This is a genomic window from Geothrix fuzhouensis (assembly GCF_024609325.1).
Taxonomy (GTDB): domain Bacteria; phylum Acidobacteriota; class Holophagae; order Holophagales; family Holophagaceae; genus Geothrix; species Geothrix fuzhouensis.
On sequence record NZ_JANHMQ010000001.1, the window covers coordinates 1433804 to 1450281 of the forward strand.

Below are 16478 nucleotides of genomic sequence, written 5' to 3' on the forward strand. Positions count from 1 at the left end.
CCGGCGGAGCGAAGAATGGTGCCGTGGTAGGCCGATGCTGAAGAACCAGCTTTCCCACCATCCCAGATGTTTCTCAACGGGAAAGCGCTTCCCGGGGCCTTGCCCTGCCACGCCACCGAGGAGGTTGCCATGCGCCTGAAAGGCAAGACCATTCTCGTCACCGGCGGGGCCAGCGGCATCGGCCTGGCCACTGGGGAACGCTGCCTGCAAGAGGGCGCCCAGGTCGTCCTGGCGGATCTGCCCGGCTCCGCGGGCGAGCTGCGCGCGCAGGAGCTGGACGAGCATCACCCCGACCACTGCCTCTTCCTGCCCTGCGATGTCACCTCCACCAGCCAGGTGGACCAGCTCATCGGCGATACGGTGGCGCACTTCGGCAGCCTGGACGGGGTGTTTAACAACGCGGGCATCGGTGGCATGAGCCCCGCGGACACCTATACCGACGCAGCCTTCCTGCGGGTGATCGACATCAACCTGACTGGCGTGTTCCGCGTGGCCCGGGCCGCGCTGCGCCAGATGTACCAGCAGCGCCGAGGCAGCATCGTCAACTGTGCCTCGATCCTGGGCCTGTTCGGCCAGACCATGACGGCGGCCTACTCCACCGCGAAGGGCGGCGTGGTGAACCTCACGCGCACGCTGGCGCTCGAAGCCGCCACCAAGGGCGTACGCGTGAACGCCGTGGGCCCCGGCTACATCGACACGCCGCTGCTGGCGGCGCTGGACGCCAACGCCCGCGAGGCCCTCATCGAGCTGCATCCCCTGGGCCGCCTGGGCCGCCCGGAGGAAGTCGCCAACGCCGTGCTGTACCTGCTGAGCGACGAGGCCAGCTTCACCACCGGCGCCCTGCTAATGGTGGATGGCGGCTACACGGCTGGGAAGTCCTGAGGGCGGCGGGCCTGGTAGGTCCCCCGCACCATCTCGACGCCCCAGCGCTTCAGGGCCGCAGGCAGGTCGAACCCGAGCCGCTGGTAGTGGGTGCGGACCTGCCGGCCCGCGTCCCCGTAGGCTTCGCGGCTCGCCCAGGCGGCGAGGGTCACGAGGTTGAAGGTGGAAGCGCCGTCCCGCTGCTCGAGGACCAGGTGGCCGCGGAAGCCGGGCAGGGTGCGGATGAAGGCCAGGTTCTGCTCCATTCGGTCCGTGAACGCCGCCCGGTCGGCCTCGGGTACCACGAAGCAGTCGTGCAGGAAGTAGAGGCCGGGTTCGCGGCTCGGATCGAGGAAGACGTCGGACATGGGGGGCTCCTTTGGAGGCGGGTGGAACGGCCTGAGCCGCCCTCAGATTCTTGTCGCGACGGCCATTTGGAACTTGTATGAATTCAGCGACTCCCGGCAGGGGTAGGATCACCCCATGCAGATCCACTCCTTCGCTCCCGGCGAAGCGCTCGCCCCTTTCATCCGCACCTTCGAGATCATCGAGGCCGACGAGGCCACGGAGAAGCTGCTCGTGCCGGAGACAGGGCTGATCCTCGGCTTCCGCTACGCCGGATCCTCGAGCCTGCTGGACGGCCCCTCGCGGCTCGCGGTCCCCGATCAAGTCATGACGGGCCTGCGGGTCACCGCCCGTCGCATGCTCACCAGCGCCGGCAGCGGCCTCGTCCTGGCGAAGTTCCGGGACGGTGGCGCCGGGGCCTTTCTCGATCAACCGCTGCATCAGCTCTTCGGAGCGACCATCGCCCTCGAGGAGCTGATGGGCCCCCGGGAGGTGGAGACCGCCTCGGCCCGCATCCGGGCGGCACGCAGCCACCGGGAACGCGTGGACGCCCTCGAACGGTTCCTGCTCGTGCGGAAGGCGCGGAAGGCCTGGCAGGCGGACCCGCTTGTGGGGGCGACGCTGCGAGCCATCCACGCCGACCCGGGCGCGGTGCGCGTCGGCCCCCTCGCGCAGGACCTCGGGCTGAGCGTCGACGGGCTGGAGAAGCGGTTCCGCCGGAGCGTCGGGGCCTCCCCCAAACAGCTGGCCTCCATCCTCCGGCTGCGGCGGGCCATCGGCGCGCACCGCCAGGGCTCACCCCTGACCCGGCTCGCCCTTGACGCGGGGTACTACGATCAGGCGCACTTCATCCGGCAGGTCGTCGCCGCGGTCGGCGTGGCGCCAAGGGCTTTCCTCAATGCCGCGGAGTTCTGCCTCTGACCTGGCCAGGGCCAGCCCGGCGCAGGCTTCAGCGTGCAGCGTGACCTACTGGAGCACGTTCTTCTGGAACGTGGTGACGATCTGGCCCGCCACGGCGGGCAAGACGTCATCGACCGAACCCTCGCGGGGGCCGACGCCTTCCACCTGAACCTGCTCGAGGCTTTCCCCTGACGGGTCCTGGATGGCGAACTCGACGACGAAGGTCCGCGTGCCCTTCTCCACCCGCACCACCGTGACACTCAGCTGGTACGGGCTGTCGGGACGAATGACGTCCCCAAGGGACCTTTCCAGCGCCACGGCGAACAGCCAGGCGCGCTCCGGGGTCTGCCAGCCGATCTTGCCATCCCAGGCCACGCCGCGCTCACGCTCGAAGCCCTTGGGGAGGCTGAAGGGCAGCTGCTTGGGATCCTGAGCCGCCGCCTTCTTGTAGACCGGGGCCCGGCCCGCATCGAGCGAACCACGCGCCGACAGCGCAGGCCCTGCGAGTCCCAGCAGGGCCATCAAGGTGCAAAGACTCCTCATCACGGGCGATTCCTCCGGAGACGGGTTTCGAAATGGGGTTGGAAGGCAATGGGTCAGAGCGTGTCTGGACAGGGGTTGCAAAACCTTTCACCGTCTATCGGCAGAATTCCGCGTGGCGTGAGCGATTTTCCCAGCTCCGGATCAGCTTGGAGGACCTGCGCACGACGGGGGCCCCAGCCTACCTGCGAGCCATCCGGAGACACCTGGCAGGACTGGGCCAAAAACCTGCGAGGTCACGGATTCTTCTGAAGCTGGGATACTGCGATCATGTCGCCCCCGGCTCCCGCCCCTCAGCGCACGCCTGCGGATCGCCCGCTGGTGGTGCTGCTCCCCGGCATGGACGGCACGGGGCTGATGTTCGAGCCGTTCGTGAAGGCCCTCGGCGGGTTCAGGACGCGGGTGGTGCGCTACCCGGAGGGCCTGACCTCCTATGCGGCCTGCCTGCACTTCGCCCGGGTGCAGCTGCCCCGGGACCGGCCCTTCATCCTGCTGGGGGAATCCTTCTCGGGCCCCGTGGCCATGGCCTTGGCCGCCGAACAACCGGAGGGCCTGGTGGCTCTGGTGCTCTGCGGCACCTTCGCCCGGAATCCCCGGCCTGGCCTGGCCTGGACGGCACCGCTGCTCGGGCTGCTGCCCGCCCGGCGACTGCCCCTGTTCCTGATCCGCTACCTGCTGTTGGGCTCCTGGGCCACGGAGCCGCTGCTGGACCGAGTGTGGGCCATGCTGCCCCAGGTCCCCGCCGCCACCCTGAAGGGCCGCCTGCGGTCGGTGCTGTCCGTGGACCACACGCCCATCCTCTGGCGCATCCAGGTGCCCGTCCTGGTCCTGCGCGGGGATAAAGATCGGCTGGTGCCGCCCGAGGCCACGGATTGGCTCCGCACCCACCTGCCCACCCTCGACATCGCCACCCTCCACGGCCCCCATTGGCTGCTGCAGACCCGCCCCGAAGCCGCCACCCAGGCCATCGTCGCCTTCCTGGACCGCCTGCCGGCTCCGGTTGACACCCGCCGAGAGGAAGCTGCCGCGCCGGGGAGGAACAGCCAGGAGCGGTGAAGGAGCGGTGAACCGGGCGGCGCTTCCTGGGATACTCCCCCCATGTCGCCCCTCGCCCGCCCCGTCGTCCGCTGGTCCCTCCTCATCGGCCTCTGGGCCCTGGTGATCGCGGTGCTGTGGATTCTGCTGGTGCAGGTCTTCCTGCTGGCCCTGAACCCCTTCTGCCACGCCCAGCGGCCGGGGGTGGCCTATGTCCAGGTGCGCAGCGTGGACCGGGATGTGGACAGCCAGATCACCGACTTTGTCACGGTGAAGCACGGCGACGCGGAACGGGTGCTGCGCCTTGCCAAAGCTGAGGCGGCGGAGCTTCGCCCGGAGGATGAGGTGTGGATCCTAGATGCGTGGTACGCGGACGGCCTGCGCCCCACCCAGTTCCGGCTCACCTTCTTGCGCGTGTTGCTGGAGTACCCGGTGCTCCTGCTGCTACCGGCCGCGTGGGGTCTCTGGTACGTGCGCAAGGCCAAGCGGAAGGCCGACGCCGCCCCACCCCCGCCCGTCCGCCGCACGTTCACCGATGACTTCCACCTCCGCGCCCAGCGCTTCGCGAAACCGGGAACCACCGACGTTGAAGGGTCCACCGACAAAGCAAATCAGCCACCGATGAACACCGATGAACACTGATGAACACTGATGAACACTGATTAAAAGCTGATAAGAGCTGGAGAACCCGGTTAAAAGCTGAACCTGCAGATGGCACAGAAAAGGCCTTGGATCCACAGATTCCATGGATTCACACAGATTAGAGCGGAAGCCGGGTTCCATTTGGGGAGTGTGCTTCGTGAACATGCGCTCCAGCGGGGGCGCCAGGGTCGTGCCTTTTCGGAGGGCGCGGGCCTGGCGCCCCCACGGACCTCCGGCAGGGCCGGAGGCCGCCTTCGGCGGGCCCATGTATGTTGGGTCGGGGCCCATCAGTGAAAATCCGTGGTTCCAACCTTTTGGTCTTATAAAGCATCGGGCTGAGGTTCAACGGTACTGTAGGTCATTCTTTTATCGGTGTACATCGGTGGTTCCAGCGATCTTCAGCCCAGGGTTCCGCTACCCCATGGGGTCTTTCGCCTCCTACTTCTCGGGCTTGGGGGTCCAGAAGGCGGGATCGCTGGCGACCACTGAAGGCGCGGGGTAGCTCAGCTTGGGGTTGAAGGCGAAGAGCTGATTCTCCACGCCGTTGACCGTATCCGTGAACGTCTTCTGCATGCCCTTGCGGCCCTCCTCGCCGAGGGCCTCCTGGAAGGCTTTGTCGGCGGCGTCCATGCCGTCCAGGTCCCCCAGGGACTTCATGGGCCGCAGGGCGACGTAGGTCGGCGACCAGGTACCGGCGGCGACCTCGTAGAAGGCGAAGGAAGCCGGGTAATGGCTCTTCTCATAGGCGGCGAGCGCCGTCTTCACGCCTTCCTCGAAGACCCTGCCCATGCCCTGCTTCACGCGGAAGATGCGGATCCGGAAGTACCGCATCTTGCCGATCTCCACGGGCGGGCCGAAGCTCAGATCCTTGCGAAGGGTTCCCAGAAAGCTGCGGGTACTGCTGAGGTGGTCGCCGTCCTTCTGGGCGATCGCATCGATCTCCCCTTTGAAGACCGGGTTCTTGTCCGCCTCGTTCTGCTTGGCTTCCCAATCCGCGTACGAGCCGTAGCCCATGATGAACCAGGCCTCGGAGGGCCCCGTCAGCGAGGTCATCCCCAGGTAGTGGTCGGTGGACTTGCCCTTGGCGAGCACCCGGCTCCAGGCGGACTCGGTGACCGCGTGGCCTGCCGCGTGGCCGGGTTTGACCTCTTCCCGGTAGAACATCATGAGCGGGGGCGGCGGCTGGGGCCCGCTCTGGGCCTGCAGGGCCGTGAAGGATGGCGCCAGCAGGGCTGGGGCCACGAGGAAGGCCAGCCGGGAGAATCGCGATGAAACGGGTGGAACGTTCATGGAAGCCCACCTCCAGAGGGCGGCCCCGAGCCTAATCCCAATCCATTGACCGTACCTAGTAATTTTTATGTTGTAACACGATTTAACGATCTGTTTAATCCAATTATAAACCTGGTGGTATCTAACTTTTAGTTTGAATGCCTGCGGTTGTCCATGCTCGGCGGAGCTGGCCCCGCAGGCGCTGGACGGCCGCGGGATAGGCGGTCTTGTCGCCGTAGAGGTGGTACTCGGCGGCGGGCGTGGGGGCCAGGTCGCGCAGGCGGGGCCCGTACTTGGCCTGGAGCAGGGCGAGAATCTGCTCGTAGCGCCATAAGGCCTCGTAGCGCACCGGCTCGCGCCAGATCTCGCGGGGGCCCAGGCGGATCACCAGGTCCTCGCCCTCCTGATCCCAACCCAGGTCCAGCAGGGACTCCGCCAGGTCGGGCAGCTGGCTGGCCATCCGCAGCTTCAGGCGGTTGAAGCGGTCGCGGCCGCTCTCGATCAGGCCGAGGTAGGACCGTTCCCCCGGCGACAATCGCGCCGCGTGAGCCTGCCACTCCTCCAGGGTGGGGTGGGGCACCACGGCCAGCATGGGCCGGGCCCCCAGGCCATGCTCACCGGGGCACTGGCAGTCCTGCAAGGCGTCATAAAGCTCAGTCCAGCCCTCCTCGAAGGTACCCGTCCAGCCGCAGGTGGGACAGGTGAGGGGGCGGGTCCTCCAGTCGCCGAAGTAGTCCAGGATGAGCGCGACCACGGGGCCTCCAAGGATGCAGAATCCAGTCTTCCCGCATCCGATGGACACTCCCTGTCCAGTTCAACTCTTCTCCGACTTGCCGACCTCCGACGAGCGGAAGCTCCGGTACAGCAGCAGGTCGTAGAGGATCTTCAGCCCGCCGGCGATGAGGAAGGGCGCCCCAGCCAGGGCGGGCACGGCCAGCAGGGGCCCGGCCAGCACCGGCGAAATGGCGGCCCCGGTGGTGCGGGCGATGCCGGTCACGCCAGCGGCGGCGGAGCGCTCGTCCGGGGCCACCACCGCCATGGTGTAGGCCTGGCGGGTGGGCACGTCCATCTGCGAGATGCTGAACCGCAGCAGCAGCATGGCGACGGCCAGGGGCAGGGTCGGCATGAGCGGCACCAGGATCAGCAGCACATTCGAGGGGATGTGGGTGAACACCATAGTGCGGATGAGCCCGATCTTCGCCGCCAGCTTCACGGCATAGAGCGACGAGAGCCCGGCCAGGATGTTGGCCGCGAAGAAGATGGAGCCCAGCGCCCCCGGCGCCACGCCGAACTTCACATGGAACCAGTAGGCCACGATGCTCTGGATGACGAAGCCCCCGGCGAAGGCGTCCAGCGAGAACAGGGCCGAGAGGCGCAGCACCACCCCCTTGGAGGCGTGCAGGCCCCAGCGGCTGGCGTGGGCCGCGGCGGGCGGCGCCTCCACGGTCGGCGACATCCGCGTGAAGAGCACCGCGAGAACCATCCCCACGGCAGCGTAGGCGAAGACCAGCACCCGGTAGCTGGCCACGGGGGCGTGACCGGCAGCCTGGAGGGCCTGGGCGGACCAGCCTCCGGCCAGGGCGCCGAGGGCGGTGGCGAAGGAGCCGGTCAGGTTGTACCAGGCGAAGACACCGGTGCGCCGTTCCCCGGGCAGCACCTGGGAGAGGGCGGCCTGCTCGATGGCCAGGAAGGGGCCCACCTCGTTGCCCGAGGGGCTGATAACCCCGAAGGTGGCCGCCAGCACCAGCACGGTGAAGTCGCCGCTGAGCGCGAAGGGGATGCCCGCGCCGACCATGAGGGCCGCGCCCACCAGCAGCATCTTCTTCCGGCCCAGGCGATCGGCGTGGAGCGTAATCCAGAGCGAGATGAGCGTATCGCCCACCAGCGTGAGCGTGAGCAGCAGGCCGATGCGCGCCTCGCTGAACCCCAGCCCCGCCAGGTAGAGCACCAGCACCACGGACAGGAACCCGTACGAGAACATCCGCGCCGCCCGGGTCACGAAGAGCAGGCGCCCATCCGGGCCCAGGGGAGTGCCCGCGGGAACCTGGCTGCGGGTGTTCAAAGGCATGGGGCCTCCCCGGGGGGATCCTTCCTCTGCGCGGGCCTCTGCGCGGGATGCTTCCGTGGTGTGAGCCAGCCCGCCAGGGTTTCCGCCACACTTCCCGCGCGGGAAAGGGTCCCGGCCTCGCCGGCGATGGCGCGTCGCGCGGCCTCCTCCAGCCCCACCGGAGGCGGAAGGCCCGCCGCCTCCCAGTAGCCGGGCCGGGTCGCAAGCAGGTCCGAGGTCAAGCCTTCGACCAGCTCGCGGGCGACCGCGTATTCGGCACGCGTCACCAGCCGGATCCAGTGGGACGAGAGGCGCGGGGTGATGAGCGGGATCTTCAGGAGCAACGGCTTCCGACCCATGACGGCCGCCAGGCGCAGGAGGATCTCCCGGCCCGAGAGGGCTTCCGGACCAGGGATGTCCCACCATGTGCTTTCCGGAAGACCGATGTGCGCGCCCGCCAGGAGGGCCGCCAGGACATCCTCCAGGGCCACGGGTTCGTTCCGGTACGAAAGCCACCCGGGGAGCACCATGGCGGGCAGACGGGCCGCCAGATCCCGCACAATGGTCCACGAGGCACTGCCGACGCCGATGATCATGCCTGCCCGCAATTCCAGCGTGGGTACCGGGCCGGCTCGGAGCGCTTCACCGGTCTTCAGGCGGGAGAGGAGGTGCTCCGAAGGGGTCCCCTGGGGGGCCACACCGCCCAGGTAGACGATCCGGCGAACCCCCGCAGACCCTGCGGCCCGGGCAAAATTCCCGGCCCAGCGGAGCTCCGCTTCGGCCCAGCCTGGCCCATGGGAACCCATGCCGTGGACCAGATAGTAGGCTGTCTCGCAGCCCGCCAGGGCCGAGGTCAGGGACGCGGGTTCACCGATATCACCGCCTACCCAACGTCGATCCGGCCAGAGGCCCCGGGCTTCGGCGGGCTTTCGCGTCAGGCATCGGACCTCAAGGCCAGCCTCCATCAGGGGACCATAAAGGTTCCGACCGATGAATCCGGTGGCACCGGTGAGGAGAACCCGCTGGGACATGCCTGACTCTACTCCGGTGGAACCGCGGGCTCCATCCGGCCAGGGCTCGACGGCCCTCTGGTCATCGTTTCGTTCCCTGGTCAACCGCAGCCACACTGGAGGGCAGAGACGATCCCGCGAGGCCCCCTTGGACATCAAGCTCTCCCCCGACACCGAGAAACGCCTGCACGGCGCCATCCAGCGCTTCGTGGCCGAGGAATACGGCGAAAGCCTGGGCGAACTGGGCGCGGGCACCTTCCTCACCTTCTGCCTCAAGGAGATCGGCCCGGCCATCTACAACCAGGCCATCGCGGATGCCCAGGCCTGCCTGCAGGAGCGCGTGACGGACCTGGAGAACATCTGCTTCGCGGAAGAGACCAGCTACTGGGACAAGGGCGGCGCGAAACGGATCCAGCGCCGACCGGACCATCGGCGTTAGCATCCGGTAGCTCGCCCTGGAGCCCTCGGACCCGCCATGCCCCACTGCATCCTTGAAACGTCCAACAACCTCCTCGACCAGCCCGACTGGACGGGCCTGCTGCGGGAAATCCATGGAACCCTGGTGGCCACGGGACTCTTCCAGGAGGCGGACCTCAAGAGCCGTGTGGTCCGCCACGACACCTTCCTCGTCGCGGACGGGGCCCCGGACCGGGCCTTCGTGACGCTGAACGTGCAACTGCTGGCCGGGCGCCCGGATGAGGTGAAGGCCCAGCTCAGCGAAGCCCTGCTGCCGGTCCTCGCCAAGGCCTTCCCCCGCAGCGCCGAAGGCATGCGCCTGAATCTCACGGTGCAGATCAGCGAGCTGCACCGCGCCAGCTACCGCCGTCAGACCAGCTAGCGGCCAGGAGCCCCCGTGACCGAACCCATCACCCCCCGCCAATTGATGCTGCTCCAGCTGGTGTCCAAGCACCCGGACGTGGCCCGGGACCACCTGATCAAGGCCGGAGCCACCGAGGCCGACCTGACCTACCTGGAGCGCCACGACCTCATCCGCGAACGGGCCATCGGGCGCTACCGCGTGTCCCACATGGGAATGGCCGTGCTGAAACGGAGCTTGTGAACCGAGTCCGGAAGGAGACACCATGCCCCTGCTCACCCGCGCCGAAGCCACCCGCTATGAGGAGACCAGCCGCCATGCGGATGTGATGGCCTTCATTGCCGGCCTGGCGGCCAAGGCCGACAAGCGCCTGCACATCACCAGCTTCGGCACCAGCCCCCAGGGCCGGGAGCTCCCCCTGCTGGTGCTGTCGGCCCATGGCGTGACGACCCCCGAGGAGGCCCGCAGCCTAGGCCTGCCCGTGGTGCTGGTCATCAGCGGCATCCATGCGGGCGAAGTGGAGGGCAAGGAAGGCTGCCTGATGCTGGTGCGCGACCTCTTGGAGAACAAGCCCGGCCTGGATGCAGGCCAGATCCTATCGGAGCTCACCCTCGTGGTGGTGCCGCTCTTCAACCCCGATGGCAACGACGCCATCGATCCCGGCAACCGCAAGCTGCACCTGCCGAAGCTCACCGGCCAGCTGGGCCCGGACAGCGGCGTGGGCACCCGCGTGAACGCCGCCAAGATCAACCTGAACCGCGACTACCTGAAGTACGAGGGCGCAGAGATGCGCCTGCTGCAGACCCGCGTGTGCCAGCCCTGGGCGGCGGACCTCACCATCGACAACCACGCGACGAACGGCTCCGTGCACCGCTTCTCCATGACCTACGACATCCCCCACACCGTGGAGAGCGGGCGAAGCGAGCCCATCGAATACATGCGGAACCGCCTGCTGCCGCCCGTCACCGCCGCCCTCAAGGCCAACCACGGCCTGGACGCGGGCTGGTACGGCAACTTCGTGGAGGACGAGCGGGCCCTGGATGCGGACCGCGAGGCCGAGCCCGGCGCACCGGTGCGCGAGGGCTGGATGACCTACCCGCACCACCCGCGCTTCGGCAGCAACTACCGTGGGCTCACCAGCCGCATGGACCTGCTGCTGGAGTGCTACTCGTACATCCCCTTCTCCGAGCGCGTCCGCACGGCCTACGCCTTCATGCTGGAGACCTTCAATTACGTGGCGGCCCACCGGGACGAGGTGGTGCAGACCGTGGCGGAGAGCCGCACGCCGCGGAACCGCATCGCCGTGCGCTACGACCTGAAGGCCTTCCCGCAACCCGTGGAGATCCTCACGCGCACGCCCCGCACGCTGGAGGGCGCGCCCAGCAGCGTGACCATCCCCCACCTGGGCCGCTTCGTGGGGAACCTGGTGGTGGACCGCCCGGCGGCCTACCTGGTGCCGCCGCCCGTGGCGGCCCACCTGCGCCTGCATGGCCTCACCCTGCAGGAAGCCCTGGGCGCCTTCGAGGTGCAGGTGCCCGTGGTGGAGGCCCTGGAAATCGAGGGCGGCCGGGCCATCCTTGAGGCCGCCGCGGTGGGCGAGCTGTCGGTGTCCTGGCAGCGGGGCTCGCGGAAAGCGCCGGCGGGCTGGTCGCTGGTGCCGACGGATCAGCCCCTGGGCGCCATCGCCGCCTACCTCTGCGAGGCCGAGAGCGACGACGGCGCCGTGGAGAACGGCCTGCTGCCCGCCCCCTCCCTGGGCGAGGAGCTGGCCCTCTGGCGGGTGCCGCACCTGGGCTGAGCCCTCCCCGGTACCAGCCGTCCCCAGACCGGGCCGCCCGCGCACCAGGGCGGCCCGGTCATGGACTTGGTTAACTTTCTGGATAAAGATCTTAGCAATTCATCACAAAAAAAGTTTCAAAGCCTGTCGATTTCGCCGCCTCCCGTTCGACGCATGAGTAGAATCCGGGGCCTGCCGCCATCCCGTGCGGCAGCCACCTTTCCAACCCCAACCCTTCCAAGGAGGCATGAACATGCGCGTCATGGTCTTGATCAAGGCGACCAAGCACACGGAGGCAGGCGTCCTCCCCGATGAGAAACTGCTGGCCGATATGGGCCGCTACAACGATGAGCTGGTGAAGGCCGGCGTGATGCTCGCGGGGGAGGGGCTCCACCCCAGCTCCAAGGGCGTGCGCGTGCGGTTCTCCGGCGCGACGCGGACCGTGATCGACGGGCCCTTCACCGAGACGAAGGAGCTGATCGCCGGCTTCTGGCTCTGGCAGGTCCGGTCCATGGCGGAGGCCGTGGAATGGATCAAGCGCTGCCCCAATCCCACGGGCGAATCGGCCGAGATCGAGCTGCGCCAGGTCTTCGAAGCCGAGGACTTCGGCCCCGAGTTCACCCCCGAACTGCGGGAGCAGGAGGAGCGCCTACGCGCCCAGATCGCCGATAAGGCCTAGGCCCCCGCCAGCCCCGCCCCCAAGGAGAGCCTCCGATGCCGAACATGATTTTCGTGAACCTGCCCGTCACCGACCTCCAGAAGTCGAAGGTGTTCTACACATCCCTCGGCTTCACCAACAACCCCGCGTTCTCGGACGAGACTGCGGCCTGCATGGTCTGGAGCGAGGCCATCTACGTGATGCTCCTGACCCATGCCAAGTGGCGCACCTTCACCACGCGGGCCATTCCTCCCTCCACCTCCAGCGAGGTGATGCTGGCCGTCTCCTGCGGGAGCCGGGAGGCGGTGGATGCGATGAACGCCGCGGCGGCCGCGAGTGGCGGGATGCCGGACGTCAACCCCATCCAGGATCTGGGTTTCATGTACTCCCGCGATTTCACGGATCCCGACGGGCACGTCTGGGAGGCGGTGTGGATGGATCCGGCCGCGGTCCCCCACGAGAACCAGCCAAAATGAGAAACCTCCGGATCATCGAACACATCTCGCTGGACGGCGTGATCCAGCACTCCGCCGATGGCGGCGATTTCCGCCACAGCGAATGGACCGTGCCCTATCGGACACCCGCTGGCCGGGAGGCCATGCTGGCCGCCTATGGCGGGAGCTTCGATCTGTTGCTGGGCCGCCGCACCTACGACCTCTGGTCAGCCTACTGGCCCAAGGCGCCGGGCAGCCCGATGGCGGATGGCCTCAACGCGGCCACGAAGTACGTCGCGACCCACCGTCCGGAAAGCCTCGAGTGGGGCCCGTTCCAGGGCCTGGGGCCAGATCTCGTCGGGGACCTCCGCCGCCTCAAGGCCCAGGACGGCCCGAACCTGATCCTCTCGGGCAGCTCCACGCTGACGTCCACGCTGCTCGCGCATGGGCTGGCGGATGAAGTCCTGCTGGCCGTCTATCCGGTCCTGCTGGGCACGGGGAAGCGCTTCCTCGCCGAGGGCAACCCGCCCGTTTCATTCGAGCTGGTCAGCACGAAGGCCTTTCCGTCCGGCATCCTCTTCAACACCTACAAGGCCGCTGGGCCCTTGAAGGGCGGCCCCGGCCACCATGAGCCAAAGGAGGCATCCAAATGACCAAGAACACGATCTGTCTCTGGTTCGACCGTGACGCGGAAGAGGCGGCGCGTTTCTACACGGAGACCTTCCCGCAGAGCCGCCTCGGAGCCATCCAGAAGGCCCCTTCCGACTACCCGGATGGAAGCGCCGGCGACACCCTGGTGGTGGAGTTCGTCGTCGCTGGCATCCCGTGCATCGGCTTGAATGGCGGGCCCCAGTTCAAGCACAGCGAGGCCTTCTCGTTCCAGATCGCGACGGAGGACCAGGAGGAGACGGACCGGTACTGGAACGCGATCGTCGGAAACGGCGGCCAGGAAAGCCAATGTGGCTGGTGCAAAGACAAGTGGGGCATCAGCTGGCAGATCACGCCCCGCATCCTGACCGACGCGATGGCCAGGGGCGGCCCGGTCGCGAAGCGTGCCTTCGAGGCCATGATGCCCATGAGGAAAATCGACATCGCCTCCATCGAGGCGGCGATCCGAGGCTGACCGCCACCTCCCGGCGGGCGCGGCCGCTGCGGAGGTTGCGGCCCGCCGGTGAAGGTGGTCTGATTCCCATGTGACGACATCCGACGCCCATCGAGCCATCGACGCCGTCTGGCGGATGGAATCCGCCCGGCTCATCGCGGGGCTCCTGCGGATGGTGCGCGACCTGGACCTGGCGGAGGAGCTCGCCCAGGATGCCCTGGTCGCCGCCCTCGAGCAGTGGCCCGGAACGGGCGTGCCCGAGAATCCCGGCGCCTGGCTCATGGCCACGGCCAAGCGCCGGGCCATCGACCGGCTGCGGCGGCTCAAGCTGGCGGAGCGGAAGCACGAGGAGCTGGGCCGGGAGCTCGAGGCCCAGCAGGAGACGGCCATGGAGGCCTTCGACGCCGAGCTGGACGACCCCATCGGGGACGACCTGCTGCGGCTCATGTTCATCGCCTGCCACCCGCGGCTCCCGCCCGAGGCCAGGACCGCGCTCACCCTGCGCCTGCTGGGAGGCCTGACCACCGGAGAGATCGCCCGCGCCTTCCTCGTGCCGGAGCCCACCGTCGCGCAGCGCATCGTCCGGGCCAAGCGGACCCTGGCCGAGGCGCGGGTCCCCTTCGAGGTGCCCGGCCAGGCTGAGCTCCGCGACCGTCTGGCCTCGGTGCTGGAGGTGATCTACCTCATCTTCAACGAAGGCTATTCGGCCACGGCCGGCGAGGACTGGATCCGGCCCGGGCTCTGCGAGGAGGCACTGCGGCTCGGCCGCATCCTGGCCGGGCTGGTCCCGCAGGAGCCGGAGGTCCACGGCCTGGTGGCCCTCCTGGAGATCCAGGCCTCCCGCCTGCGGGCGCGCGTGGGGCCCGGCGGCGAACCCATCCTCCTGCTCGACCAGGACCGCGGGCGGTGGGACCAGCTCCTCATCCGGCGCGGCTTGGCCGCCCTGGAGCAAGCCTTGGCGCTGGCCCAGGCGCTGGGTGGCCCCCCGGGCCCCTACACGCTGCAGGCGGCCATCGCCGGCTGCCACGCGCGCGCCCGTGCGGCCACCGACACGGACTGGGCGCGTATCGCCGCCCTCTACGAGGCGCTGGCCCGCCTCATGCCCTCGCCCATCGTGGAGCTGAACCGGGCCGTGGCCCTGGCCATGGCCTCTGGCCCCGCAGCGGGCCTCGAGCTCGTGGATGCGCTGGCTTCCGAGCCGTCACTCAGGGACTACCACCTGCTCCCGAGCATCCGCGGCGACCTCCTCGCGAAGCTGGGCCGCGCCGGGGAGGCCCGGGCCGAGTTCCAGCGGGCGGCCGGGCTCACCCGGAACACCCGGGAGCGGAAGCTGCTCCTCGACCGGGCCGCCGCTTGCGAGCGCGGCTGAGCACACCCAGGCCCCGCACCCCACCCGGAAGGAGATCCCCATGCCCTACATGCTGCTGATCCTGGAACCCCGCGACCAGCGCGCCCTCCGTGACGAGGAGGCGGGGCGTGCCGTCTACGAGCGGATGCTGCGCTTCGCGGAGGAGTTGCAGAATCGCGGCCTGCTGGTGGCCACCCATTCACTCCACTCGGACCGTGAAGCCGTGCGCGTACAGGTGCGGAACGGCCAACCCTCGCTCCTCGACGGCCCCTTCGCTGAATCCAAGGAGATGGTGGGCGGCTTCTTCTACCTCACCTGCCAAACCCGGGAGGAGGCGGTCGCCATCGCCCTGACCTGCCCCGCTGCCGAGTGGGCCACCGTCGAGGTGCGCGAGACGGGCCCCTGCTACGAAGGCACCTGAAGACCACGGTTCGGCAGCCGGATCGCCCCTGGTGGCCCAGACCTTCCGCGACCGGCCGACCCTTGGCCGATCCCCGCCTGGTGTTCACCGGTTCCCTCCTTGGTGATGTCCAGGTCGGTCGTAGATTGGAATGTCCCCGGAGGAGTCATGTCCGCCCTGCTCGCCCCACCTCATCCCGGCTTCTTCGAGGTCCTGGCCACGCGCCGCGCCTACACGACCCTGCTCTACCTGGTGTTCTCCATGGCCACGGGGATCCTCGCCTTCACCTATGCCGTGACGGGGCTGTCGCTGAGCCTGGGCTTGGCCATCCTCATCATCGGCCTTCCCTTCGCGGTGACTTTCCTGGCCGGCACCCGGCTGCTCGCCGTGGCCGAAGTGCACTTGCTGAAGGCCATGGTGGGCGCTGAAGGGGCCGAGGCCCCAGCCCTGCTGCCCGAGGGCGAAGGCTGGTTGGCGCGCCTGAAGACCCTGGTCAGTGACCGCCGCACCTGGACCAGCCTGCTCTACTTCCTGCTGCTCATGCCCCTGGGCATCGCCTACTTCACGGTGCTGGTCACCTCCCTTTCGCTGGGCCTGGGCCTGCTGGCCGTGCCAGTGTTGCGCCTGCTTCATCTCGGCGGCAGCTTCACCGGGGACCTGGGCGGCCTCGCCTGGGTCACCGCCCATCCGGGCCTGGCCGCGGCCCTCTGCGGTCTGGTCGGCCTGGCCCTCGTGCCCCTCACCTTCCACCTGGCCCTGCTGCTGGGCCGCTTCCAGGTCTGGCTGGCCCGCCACCTGCTGGTCCACGCCTAGGGGGGACTGGGATGAAGGGATCAAAAGCTTTTTTGCCACCGATTTCAGTGATTCCAGTGATTCTCTGCTACGAGGCAGCACGGGCGGGCCCATGCGGAAGACTCGCCGCGCGCAATCACCGTCATCACTGAAATCAGTGGCTGAAAAATCTTTCAAGAGGAATCGACCTGGGGACCCCAGAAAGGAGAGCGCCATGACCACTGAGACCAAAGACCGCAACCGCACCGAGGAGATCCGGCTCGAGGGCGGCAAGGTGCTCGACAAGATCAAGGAGCTGATCCACCAAGGCAACATCCGGCGGATCATCCTGAAAAACGAAGAGGGAAAGACGTTCATCGAGATCCCCCTCACTTTGGGCCTGGTGGGTGCCGCCCTGCTGCCGGTCTTCGCCGCCGTGGGCGCCCTGGCCGCCGTGGTCACCCGCATGGTGATCGTGGTGGAGAAGACCGAAGAGCCCTGACGAAGCCCCGGCCTGAGCCG

At 68.3% G+C, this 16478-nt stretch carries 22 protein-coding genes; 16 read left to right on the forward strand and 6 right to left on the reverse strand.

The window, feature by feature from the left end; all coding sequences use genetic code 11:
* Positions 1-129: 129 nt before the first annotated feature.
* The gene (locus tag NOV74_RS06490; protein WP_257310304.1) at positions 130-882 is read left to right on the forward strand and encodes an SDR family NAD(P)-dependent oxidoreductase; all 753 of its coding nucleotides are present in this window, start codon (positions 130-132) and stop codon (positions 880-882) included.
* Here the strand turns inward: NOV74_RS06490 and NOV74_RS06495 are convergent.
* A complete protein-coding gene (locus NOV74_RS06495; RefSeq protein ID WP_257310306.1) occupies positions 861-1229 on the reverse strand; it encodes an antibiotic biosynthesis monooxygenase family protein in 369 nt (122 codons plus the stop codon). The genes NOV74_RS06490 and NOV74_RS06495 overlap by 22 nt on opposite strands.
* A 115-nt stretch (positions 1230-1344) precedes the next feature.
* Between NOV74_RS06495 and NOV74_RS06500 the strand changes: the two genes are divergently transcribed.
* The gene (locus NOV74_RS06500) at positions 1345-2127 is read left to right on the forward strand and encodes a helix-turn-helix domain-containing protein (protein ID WP_257310308.1); all 783 of its coding nucleotides are present in this window, start codon (positions 1345-1347) and stop codon (positions 2125-2127) included.
* A 45-nt stretch (positions 2128-2172) separates the two neighbouring features.
* On the opposite strand, the gene NOV74_RS06505 is transcribed toward NOV74_RS06500, so the two are convergent.
* Positions 2173-2649 carry a hypothetical protein gene (locus NOV74_RS06505; protein ID WP_257310310.1) on the reverse strand — a complete coding sequence of 159 codons (477 nt, stop codon included), beginning with the start codon at positions 2647-2649 and terminating at the stop codon, positions 2173-2175.
* A 267-nt stretch (positions 2650-2916) separates the two neighbouring features.
* Between NOV74_RS06505 and NOV74_RS06510 the strand changes: the two genes are divergently transcribed.
* Entirely contained in the window at positions 2917-3702 is a 786-nt protein-coding gene (locus NOV74_RS06510) for an alpha/beta fold hydrolase (protein WP_257310312.1), read from the forward strand.
* Between the two features lie 42 nt (positions 3703-3744).
* Positions 3745-4323, forward strand: coding sequence for a hypothetical protein (locus NOV74_RS06515; RefSeq protein WP_257310314.1), 579 nt, complete (start codon positions 3745-3747; stop codon positions 4321-4323).
* A gap of 438 nt (positions 4324-4761) precedes the next feature.
* Here the strand turns inward: NOV74_RS06515 and NOV74_RS06520 are convergent, their stop codons facing one another.
* From NOV74_RS06520 to NOV74_RS06535, 4 genes are all read right to left on the reverse strand, one after another.
* Entirely contained in the window at positions 4762-5613 is an 852-nt protein-coding gene (locus NOV74_RS06520; RefSeq protein WP_257310316.1) for a hypothetical protein, read from the reverse strand.
* A gap of 121 nt (positions 5614-5734) precedes the next feature.
* The gene (locus tag NOV74_RS06525) at positions 5735-6346 is read right to left on the reverse strand and encodes a hypothetical protein (protein ID WP_257310318.1); all 612 of its coding nucleotides are present in this window, start codon (positions 6344-6346) and stop codon (positions 5735-5737) included.
* 60 nt (positions 6347-6406) lie between these two features.
* Positions 6407-7660, reverse strand: a complete 1254-nt coding sequence (locus tag NOV74_RS06530; RefSeq protein ID WP_257310320.1) for an MFS transporter — start codon at positions 7658-7660, stop codon at positions 6407-6409.
* Entirely contained in the window at positions 7651-8670 is a 1020-nt protein-coding gene (locus tag NOV74_RS06535) for an NAD(P)H-binding protein (protein ID WP_257310322.1), read from the reverse strand. The genes NOV74_RS06530 and NOV74_RS06535 overlap by 10 nt, the downstream gene beginning before the upstream one ends.
* 127 nt (positions 8671-8797) lie before the next feature.
* On the opposite strand from NOV74_RS06535, the gene NOV74_RS06540 reads away from it, so the two are divergent.
* From NOV74_RS06540 to NOV74_RS06595, 12 genes are all read left to right on the forward strand, one after another.
* Positions 8798-9088: a DUF2164 domain-containing protein gene (locus NOV74_RS06540; protein WP_257310324.1), complete on the forward strand. Its 291-nt coding sequence runs from the start codon at positions 8798-8800 to the stop codon at positions 9086-9088.
* Positions 9089-9124: 36 nt separating this feature from the next.
* Positions 9125-9487 (forward strand): 5-carboxymethyl-2-hydroxymuconate Delta-isomerase, encoded by a 363-nt coding sequence (locus NOV74_RS06545; RefSeq protein WP_257310326.1) that lies wholly within the window; start codon positions 9125-9127, stop codon positions 9485-9487.
* Positions 9488-9502: 15 nt separating this feature from the next.
* Positions 9503-9709 (forward strand): hypothetical protein, encoded by a 207-nt coding sequence (locus NOV74_RS06550; protein WP_257310328.1) that lies wholly within the window; start codon positions 9503-9505, stop codon positions 9707-9709.
* A 22-nt stretch (positions 9710-9731) separates the two neighbouring features.
* The gene (locus tag NOV74_RS06555) at positions 9732-11264 is read left to right on the forward strand and encodes a M14 family metallopeptidase (RefSeq protein WP_257310330.1); all 1533 of its coding nucleotides are present in this window, start codon (positions 9732-9734) and stop codon (positions 11262-11264) included.
* A 232-nt stretch (positions 11265-11496) separates the two neighbouring features.
* Positions 11497-11922 carry a YciI family protein gene (locus tag NOV74_RS06560; protein WP_371748418.1) on the forward strand — a complete coding sequence of 142 codons (426 nt, stop codon included), beginning with the start codon at positions 11497-11499 and terminating at the stop codon, positions 11920-11922.
* Between the two features lie 35 nt (positions 11923-11957).
* Entirely contained in the window at positions 11958-12377 is a 420-nt protein-coding gene (locus NOV74_RS06565; protein WP_257310332.1) for a VOC family protein, read from the forward strand.
* Complete coding sequence (locus tag NOV74_RS06570) at positions 12374-12988, forward strand: dihydrofolate reductase family protein (RefSeq protein WP_257310334.1); 615 nt, start codon at positions 12374-12376, stop codon at positions 12986-12988. The genes NOV74_RS06565 and NOV74_RS06570 overlap by 4 nt, the downstream gene beginning before the upstream one ends.
* Positions 12985-13458, forward strand: coding sequence for a VOC family protein (locus NOV74_RS06575; RefSeq protein ID WP_257310336.1), 474 nt, complete (start codon positions 12985-12987; stop codon positions 13456-13458). The genes NOV74_RS06570 and NOV74_RS06575 overlap by 4 nt, the downstream gene beginning before the upstream one ends.
* A gap of 115 nt (positions 13459-13573) precedes the next feature.
* Positions 13574-14806, forward strand: coding sequence for an RNA polymerase sigma factor (locus tag NOV74_RS06580; protein WP_306672382.1), 1233 nt, complete (start codon positions 13574-13576; stop codon positions 14804-14806).
* A gap of 40 nt (positions 14807-14846) precedes the next feature.
* Positions 14847-15206, forward strand: a complete 360-nt coding sequence (locus NOV74_RS06585) for a YciI family protein (protein WP_257310341.1) — start codon at positions 14847-14849, stop codon at positions 15204-15206.
* 147 nt (positions 15207-15353) lie between these two features.
* Positions 15354-15998, forward strand: coding sequence for a sensor domain-containing protein (locus NOV74_RS06590; protein ID WP_257310342.1), 645 nt, complete (start codon positions 15354-15356; stop codon positions 15996-15998).
* 193 nt (positions 15999-16191) lie between these two features.
* Positions 16192-16458, forward strand: a complete 267-nt coding sequence (locus NOV74_RS06595; RefSeq protein WP_257310344.1) for a DUF4342 domain-containing protein — start codon at positions 16192-16194, stop codon at positions 16456-16458.
* The last annotated feature ends 20 nt before the right edge of the window (positions 16459-16478 follow it).